Source organism: Aliiroseovarius zhejiangensis, from assembly GCF_014656375.1.
Classification (GTDB): Bacteria; Pseudomonadota; Alphaproteobacteria; order Rhodobacterales; family Rhodobacteraceae; genus Aliiroseovarius; species Aliiroseovarius zhejiangensis.
The window spans coordinates 71,798-79,128 of the sequence record NZ_BNCH01000011.1 but is presented as its reverse complement, the minus strand read 5'-3'; the positions used below and the strand labels follow the sequence as shown (position 1 = coordinate 79,128).

General features: G+C 59.5%; 8 protein-coding genes. 4 read left to right on the top strand and 4 right to left on the bottom strand.

What is annotated here, in order from left to right; genetic code table 11:
* Positions 1 to 357 precede the first annotated feature (357 nt).
* Both IE188_RS16385 and IE188_RS16380 read right to left on the bottom strand, forming a co-directional pair.
* Positions 358 to 696, bottom strand: coding sequence for a carboxymuconolactone decarboxylase family protein (locus tag IE188_RS16385; protein ID WP_191287605.1), 339 nt, complete (start codon positions 694 to 696; stop codon positions 358 to 360).
* A gap of 18 nt (positions 697 to 714) precedes the next feature.
* Positions 715 to 1,680, bottom strand: a complete 966-nt coding sequence (locus tag IE188_RS16380) for an acetyl-CoA carboxylase carboxyltransferase subunit alpha (protein WP_191287604.1) — start codon at positions 1,678 to 1,680, stop codon at positions 715 to 717.
* A 151-nt stretch (positions 1,681 to 1,831) separates the two neighbouring features.
* Between IE188_RS16380 and IE188_RS16375 the strand changes: the two genes are divergently transcribed.
* Complete coding sequence (locus tag IE188_RS16375) at positions 1,832 to 2,659, top strand: AraC family transcriptional regulator (protein WP_191287603.1); 828 nt, start codon at positions 1,832 to 1,834, stop codon at positions 2,657 to 2,659.
* Between the two features lie 14 nt (positions 2,660 to 2,673).
* On the opposite strand, the gene IE188_RS16370 is transcribed toward IE188_RS16375, so the two are convergent.
* Entirely contained in the window at positions 2,674 to 3,633 is a 960-nt protein-coding gene (locus tag IE188_RS16370) for an L-malyl-CoA/beta-methylmalyl-CoA lyase (RefSeq protein WP_191287602.1), read from the bottom strand.
* 282 nt (positions 3,634 to 3,915) lie between these two features.
* On the opposite strand from IE188_RS16370, the gene dgcN reads away from it, so the two are divergent.
* On the top strand, positions 3,916 to 4,917 hold the full coding sequence (gene dgcN / locus IE188_RS16365; RefSeq protein WP_191287601.1) for an N-acetyltransferase DgcN: 1,002 nt from the start codon (positions 3,916 to 3,918) through the stop codon (positions 4,915 to 4,917).
* A 30-nt stretch (positions 4,918 to 4,947) separates the two neighbouring features.
* Entirely contained in the window at positions 4,948 to 5,913 is a 966-nt protein-coding gene (dgcA, locus tag IE188_RS16360) for an N-acetyl-D-Glu racemase DgcA (protein ID WP_191287600.1), read from the top strand.
* A gap of 4 nt (positions 5,914 to 5,917) precedes the next feature.
* Here the strand turns inward: dgcA and IE188_RS16355 are convergent, their stop codons facing one another.
* Positions 5,918 to 6,367 carry a DMT family transporter gene (locus tag IE188_RS16355; protein WP_191287599.1) on the bottom strand — a complete coding sequence of 150 codons (450 nt, stop codon included), beginning with the start codon at positions 6,365 to 6,367 and terminating at the stop codon, positions 5,918 to 5,920.
* A 104-nt stretch (positions 6,368 to 6,471) separates the two neighbouring features.
* On the opposite strand from IE188_RS16355, the gene IE188_RS16350 reads away from it, so the two are divergent.
* Entirely contained in the window at positions 6,472 to 7,326 is an 855-nt protein-coding gene (locus IE188_RS16350) for a D-amino-acid transaminase (RefSeq protein WP_191287598.1), read from the top strand.
* Positions 7,327 to 7,331 lie beyond the last annotated feature (5 nt).

The following is a 7,331-nucleotide window of genomic DNA, read 5'->3' as shown; positions in this document are numbered from 1 at the left end:
ATGCTCTCAATACGATAACAATCAATACAAAACCGCCGCCGAGCAGAAATGCCGGCGGCGGTTCTGCGTTCCAATACATGAAAAATCAAAACACCGAAAACAAAACGGCCGGGAATGGGTATGTGCGGGCATGTACCAGATCGCCGACTGAGTTCAGGTGAACAGAAGGTCGCGCCCCACACGGTTGGATTTATGTATCAAACCGCACCGAATTAGAATGCCCAGAACGACGTGGTGTTAACCCATTTCGGTTGTCCGTTCTGTCGGATCAGATCGTTCAGTCCATAGATTATGGGGCACGAGCATTTGGAAAATCTGGATACGTTTTATCCATCGGGATGAAACTTCGTGCCGTGTTCAGCCCGCGCTGAACTGTTCGAACGCTTCGCGTGCTTTGGCGCTGTATGCGATCGCGGGGCCCCCGCCCATATAGGACGCCATCGCAAGCGCCTCGTTCAATTCGTCCAGCGTCGCGCCGAGACGGACCAGAGATCGCACGTGAAAGCCGATGCAGCTGTCGCAGCGGGTCGAGATGGCGATGCCCAGCGCGATGAATTCCTTGGTCTTTTCGCTGAGAGCCCCATTGGTTTTGGCAGCCGCGCCCATCCGGGCAAAGCCTTTCATCGTTTCAGGAATATCCTTGGCCAGATGATTGGTGTTGCCTTCGACTTCGGCCAGGAACGCTTTCCAGTCCAACAGAGACCCCCTTGTGGATTAGGCCGCCAGACCTTTGGAGCCCATTTTCAGGAATTTCTCGCGGCGTTCCTTCATCAGGGCGTCGCCCTTGTGACGTTTCTTCAACGCCTTCAGTTCGGTTTCGATGGCTTTGCCGACGGCGGCAATCGCCTCGCGGCGTCCGCGTTGGGCGCCGCCCAAAGGTTCGGGGATGATCTGGTCGATCACGCCCAGTTGTTTCAGATCCTGGGCCGTCAGGCGCAGGGCCTCGGCGGCCTCGCGCATCTTTTCGGCATCTTTCCACAGGATCGAGGCACAGCCTTCCGGACTGATCACCGAATAGATCGAATGTTCCAGCATCATCACCGTGTTCGCAGTGGCCAGCGCCACGGCCCCGCCCGATCCGCCTTCGCCGATGATCACCGAGATCACGGGCGATTTGACATTCAGGCTGCGTTCGGTCGACCGGGCGATGGCCTCGGACTGGCCACGTTCTTCCGCCCCTTTGCCGGGATAGGCACCGGGCGTGTCCACAAGCATCACAATCGGCAGGCCGAACCGGTCGGCCAGGTCCATCAGCCGGATCGCCTTTCGATAGCCTTCGGGCCGCGCCATGCCGAAATTGCGTTCGATCCGCGATTTCGTGTCATTGCCCTTTTCCTGCCCCATGACGACGACTGGGATGTCGCCCAGTCGCGCCAGGCCGCCCATCACGGCGTGGTCATCGGCGAAATTCCGGTCGCCGGCGAGTGGCGTGTATTCGGTGAACAGCGCCTCGATATAGTCCTTGCAATGGGGTCGGTCTGGGTGGCGCGCAACCAGACATTTGCGCCAGGGTGAAAGGTCTTTGTACAGGTCTTTTAGAAGCGTGTTCGCCTTGGCGTCCAGGGCCTTGGCTTCGCCTTCCACATCCATCTCTTCGTTTGAGCGGGCAAGGGCGCGCAGTTCCTCGGCCTTGCCTTCGATTTCTGCCAGCGGTTTTTCGAACTCAAGATAGTTGGTCATGGATCAGCCCGGTTGCACAATGTTCCTGACTATATGCCGCTTGCGGGGCGGCAATACAACTGTTGCCCGTTTCAACACGCGTGCAAATCGGCAAGATTTATGCGTGTGGTTCGGATTATGCAGATCGCAGACGAAACAGGAAGGACAGGTCATGCGGTATGAAGATCGGCTGTTGCGCGTGCTGACTTATGTTCACGACAATCCCGATGGCGATCTGTCGCTGGATCGGTTGGCCGAAGTCGCTGCCATGTCACGGTTTCACTGGCACCGGGTCTTTCACGCGATGACAGGCGAGACCTGCGCGCAGGTGGTGCGCCGGATGCGACTGCATCGCGCGGCGGGGCGGTTGGTGCGAGAGGAGACATCGGTGGATGAGATCGCGCAGGATTGCGGCTATCCCAATCCCCGCAGCTTTGTGCAGGCCTTTCGCGCCTCTTATGGCGTGACCCCGATGGCGTTTCGTCAAGCCGGTCGGCTGGATGCCCCGGCGCTTTTGCAACGAAGAGGAGGATTGAAGATGCATCCCGTTGAAATTCGCGACAACCCTGCCCGCCGCGTGATCGGCTTGCCGCACACAGGTGCCTATATGTTGATCGGCGAAAAGTTCGAAACGGCCGCTGCCATGATCGGTTCGCGCGACCTTTGGGAAAAATGTGGCCCGATGATCGGCGTTTACTATGACGATGCAGATGCGGTGGCCGTGGATGACCTGCGCAGTTTCGCCGGGGCGGAATGGCGAGGGGACGACATCCCCGAAGGGTTCGACAGCGTCGAGATCAAGGGCGGGCGGACGGCCGTGATGACCTACAAAGGGCCATATGCGACGTTGAAATCCGGCTATGACGCGCTGTATGGCGGGTGGTTGCCCACATCCGGGGAAACCCCCGCCGACGCCCCCTGTTACGAGGTTTATCTGAACGACCCGCGAGACACACCGCCCGAGGATCTGCTGACTGATCTGTGTATGCCGTTGGCTTGATGGGCCGCTTGCGCCTAGCTGTTCGCGATCAGTTCAGCCTGTGCCACGATGACCTCGGCCTGTTTGATGGACGCGATGTCCACCAGGCGGCCCTTGTACACCGTCGCCCCTTCGCCTTTAGCCTTGGCATCTTCCATCGCGGCCAGAATTTCGCGGGCTTCGGCCACGGCTTCGGCTGACGGTGTGAACACCTCGTTCGCCAATGCGATCTGTTTCGGATGGATGGCCCATTTGCCAACCATCCCCAATGTGGCTGAGCGTTTGGCCTGCGCGATGTATCCCTCGTCATCCGAGAAGTCACCGAACGGGCCATCGACCGGCAGAATGCCATGGGTGCGGCAGGCGGCGACGATGGCGGCTTGTGCCCAATGCCAAGGGTCGGACCAGTGCTTTTCACCCTCGCGCAGCATGTAATAATTTTCCTGCGTGCCACCGATCCCGGTGGTCTGCATCCCCATCGAGGCGGCAAAATCAGCCGCGCCCAGCGACATGGCTTGCAGGCGGGGTGATGCGGCTGCGATGGCTTCCACATGCGCGATGCCAGCGGCGCTTTCGATGATGACCTCGAAGCTGATGGGCTTGGTGCGGCCTTTCGCACGTTCGATGGCCGTGACCAGCGCATCCACGGCATAGATGTCTTCGGCGCAGCCCACTTTCGGGATCATGATCTGATCCAAACGGTCGCCTGCCTGCTCCAGCAGGTCCACCACATCGCGATACCAATAGGGCGTGTCCAGCCCGTTGATCCGCACAGACAGATACTTGTTGCCCCAGTCGACGGTGTTGATCGCCTCGACCGCGTTGGCACGCGCCGTGTCCTTGTCCGAGGGGGCCACGCTGTCTTCAAGGTCGATATTGATCACATCAGCGGCAGATGTGGCCATTTTTGCAAACAATTTGGTATTCGAGGCCGGGCCGAACAACTGGCAGCGGTTGGGACGTGCAGGGGCGGCAGGTTGGATGCGGAAGGACATGGGTCGCCTTTCGGTAATGAAGTTGCGATTTCTTGACCGCAACCGTTATTAAATTACCGCGCGCTTCGCAAGGTCATTTTGCAGTTGCAGAATCAACGCGCCCTGCGGTGCAGCAATGCAAGAAGGTGACGGAACGGCTGTATCGGGGGAAAGAAAATTCTATAGTTAGTATAGCACAAAGAAGAATATTCGAAAATTGGCGTCTAACTTGCCAATTTCGCAAGAAATTTGATGCGACCCTCGTCGATTATCCCATCGATAAATCTTGTTGAGGGCGCGATCATGATCAAGACACCATATCTTCTGTTTCTGGGCGATGCGCCCGACCAGCTGGCGGTGAAAGTTGCACAAGGCATCAAGGACTGGCGTCCGGAAAACGCCGTGGGCCAATACCGGATGGAGGGTTGCAAAGCCGATCTGGGCCTGACGGACATGACCCTGCGCGAAGCCAGGGCGGCGGGAGCCAAGACGCTGGTGATCGGTGTCGCAAACCGTGGCGGCGTGATTTCGCAGGCGTGGAAGAAGGTCTTGGTCATGGCACTGGAAGAAGGGTTTGATCTGGCCTCGGGTCTGCACAATCTTCTGCGCGACGAACCCGATCTGGCCGCCGTCGCAGAAGCCACCGGTCGCGCGTTGCACGATGTGCGCCTGCCCGAAGTCAAATATCCCATCGCCAACGGCGTGAAGCGCACCGGCAAACGTTGTCTGGCGGTCGGCACCGACTGTTCGGTCGGCAAGATGTACACGGCGCTGGCCATGGACAAGGAAATGCGCGCACGCGGCATGAACTGCTCGTTTCGCGCAACGGGGCAGACCGGCATCCTGATCACCGGCGACGGCGCGCCGCTGGATGCGGTGGTTGCGGATTTCATGGCAGGGTCCGTCGAATATATCTCGCCCGACAACGATCCGGACCACTGGGATCTGATCGAGGGGCAGGGATCACTGTTCCATGCCTCTTACTCTGGCGTGACCATGGCGCTGATCCATGGCGGGCAGCCTGACGCCCTGATCTTGTGTCACGAGCCGACGCGCGACCATATGCGCGGTCTGCCCGACTACAAACTGCCGACCTTGGAGGAGTTGCGCGATGTCGCCTTGACCATGGCCAAGGTGGTGAACCCTGCGTGTCAGGTCATTGGCATTTCGGTCAACACGCAACACATGAGCGATGGCGACGCGGCGTCCTATCTGGCCGATCTCGAGGCCAAGATGGGCCTGCCCGCCACCGATCCGTTCCGGTTTGGCGCCGAGAAGCTGGTCGATGCACTGGCGGCGGTCTAGGGTAAACATTCAAGCAGCAAGGGGGCGGGTATGAAAATCTCGGTTACGGCGGAGGTGTTCAAACTGGCCGAGGTGTTCACCATCTCGCGCGGGTCACGGACCGAGGCAAAGGTGCTGACGGTGCGCGTGCAGGATGGCGACCATCAGGGATGGGGCGAATGCGTACCCTATGCGCGTTATGATGAAACGCTGGAAAGCGTCACCGATGAAATAATGGGGTTGCCATCTGACGTGAGCCGGCAGGCGCTGTTTGACCTGTTGCCTGCGGGGGCCGCCCGCAACGCCGTGGATTGCGCGTTGTGGGATCTGGAAGCCAAACGCGCGGGCAAGCGGGCGTGGGAACTGGCGGGCTTGTCTGCCCCGGGGCCAGAGATCACGGCCTACACGCTGTCTTTGGCGGACCCTGCCCAGATGCAGGCTCAGGCGGCAAAGCATGCACATCGCCCGCTTTTAAAGATCAAACTGGGAACGCCCGACGACATGCCGCGACTTGAGGCCGTGCGCGCAGGCGCCCCCGATGCCCGGATCATCATCGACGCCAACGAAGGCTGGTCGGCCGAGGTTTATGCCGACCTTGCCCCGCATCTGGTGCGTCTGGGTGTCAGTTTGGTGGAGCAGCCCTTGCCCGCGGGCGAGGATGAGGCGCTGATAGGGATGGATCGCCCGGTGCCGGTTTGTGCCGATGAAAGCTGCCACGACCGCACCAGCCTGTCCGAACTGACCGGCAAATATGATGTGGTGAACATCAAGCTCGACAAGACCGGCGGCCTGACCGAGGCCTTGGCCTTGCGTGATGCGGCCCTGGCTGAAGGCTACAAGGTCATGGTGGGCTGTATGGTTGGCTCGTCACTTGCGATGGCGCCTGCCACGCTGGTTGCACAGGGTGCGATGGTGACAGATCTGGACGGGCCGCTTTTGCTGGCTGAGGATCGTGACACGCCGCTTGTGTTCGATGAAAATGGTGTCCACCCGCCGTCTAGCGCATTGTGGGGATAGGGGCTTAGCTGCGCCCTGCAATTTGCGTCAGGAACACGCCCAGCCCCATCACCGCAATCCCGGCGCCACGCCAGAACGACAACGGGCTGGGCTGCGCCCCGAACAGGCCAAAATGGTCGATGGCAGCGGCAGAGATGAGTTGCCCCAGAAGGACGAAGAACACCGCATTGCCAACCCCGAAACTGGGCGCAACCCAAGTGATGGTGAGGACATAGAAGGCAACCAGACAGCCTGCAAAGAACAAATGCGGCGGCGACCCGATGGCACCTTTCACAGAGCCACCAGAGAAAAGGAACACAACCAACGTCGTCAACAGCGCCACCAGAAACAGGATCACCCCGGCGGCAACCGGCGACCCCATCCGCTGCCCCAATGCGGCATTCAAAGCCGCCAGTACGGGTATACCAATCCCGGCGGCCAGCATGATCAGGGCTGATTGTGTCGCAGTTGGCATCTGATTTCCCTTTTGCATCTTTCACGGACCCGAGTATCAACAGCCAGAACAGGAAACGTCGCGCGGGTCAACGAACTCGCAGCGTCACACCAAGGAGAGACGACATGACCCGCACCGTTTACGTGAACGGAGACTACCTGCCCGAGACCGAAGCGAAAATTTCGATCTTTGACCGTGGTTTCCTGTTTGCCGATGCCGTTTACGAGGTGACGAGTGTATTGAACGGCAAGCTGATTGCCTTTGACGGCCATGCCGAGCGGTTGAAACGGTCGCTGGACGAGCTGGGCATGGAAAACCCGATTTCGACGGATGACCTGCTTGAAGTTCACCGCGAACTGGTGCGTTTGAACGACATCGACGAGGGGTTGATCTATCTGCAAATCTCGCGTGGTGCCGCATCGGATCGGGATTTCGCCTTTCCTGATCCGGACGAGGTGAAGCCGACCGTTGTGTTGTTTACTCAGTCAAAGCCGGGTCTGGCGGACACTGTGAAGCCGATGAAGGTGATTTCCATCGACGATATCCGCTGGGGGCGGCGCGACATCAAGACGGTGCAGTTGCTCTATCCTTCCATGGGCAAGATGATGGCCAAGGCAGCGGGGGCGGATGACGCGTGGATGGTCGAAAACGGTTATGTGACAGAAGGCACGTCGAACAACGTCTATATCGTGAAGGACGGCAAGATCATCACCCGTGCGCTGTCCAACGACATCCTGCACGGGATCACCCGCGCCGCCGTGCTGCGCTATGCCCAGGAGGCGCAGATGGAGGTCGAGGAACGCAATTTCACCATCGAAGAAGCCCAGAACGCGGACGAGGCGTTCTTTACCTCGGCCTCGGCCTTCGTGATGCCGGTGGTGCAGATCGACGACAAGGTACTGGGCGATGGCAAACCGGGCCGGGTGGCCTTGCGCCTGCGCGAAATCTATCTGGACGAAAGCCTGAAAGTGGCGGTCTGATCGCA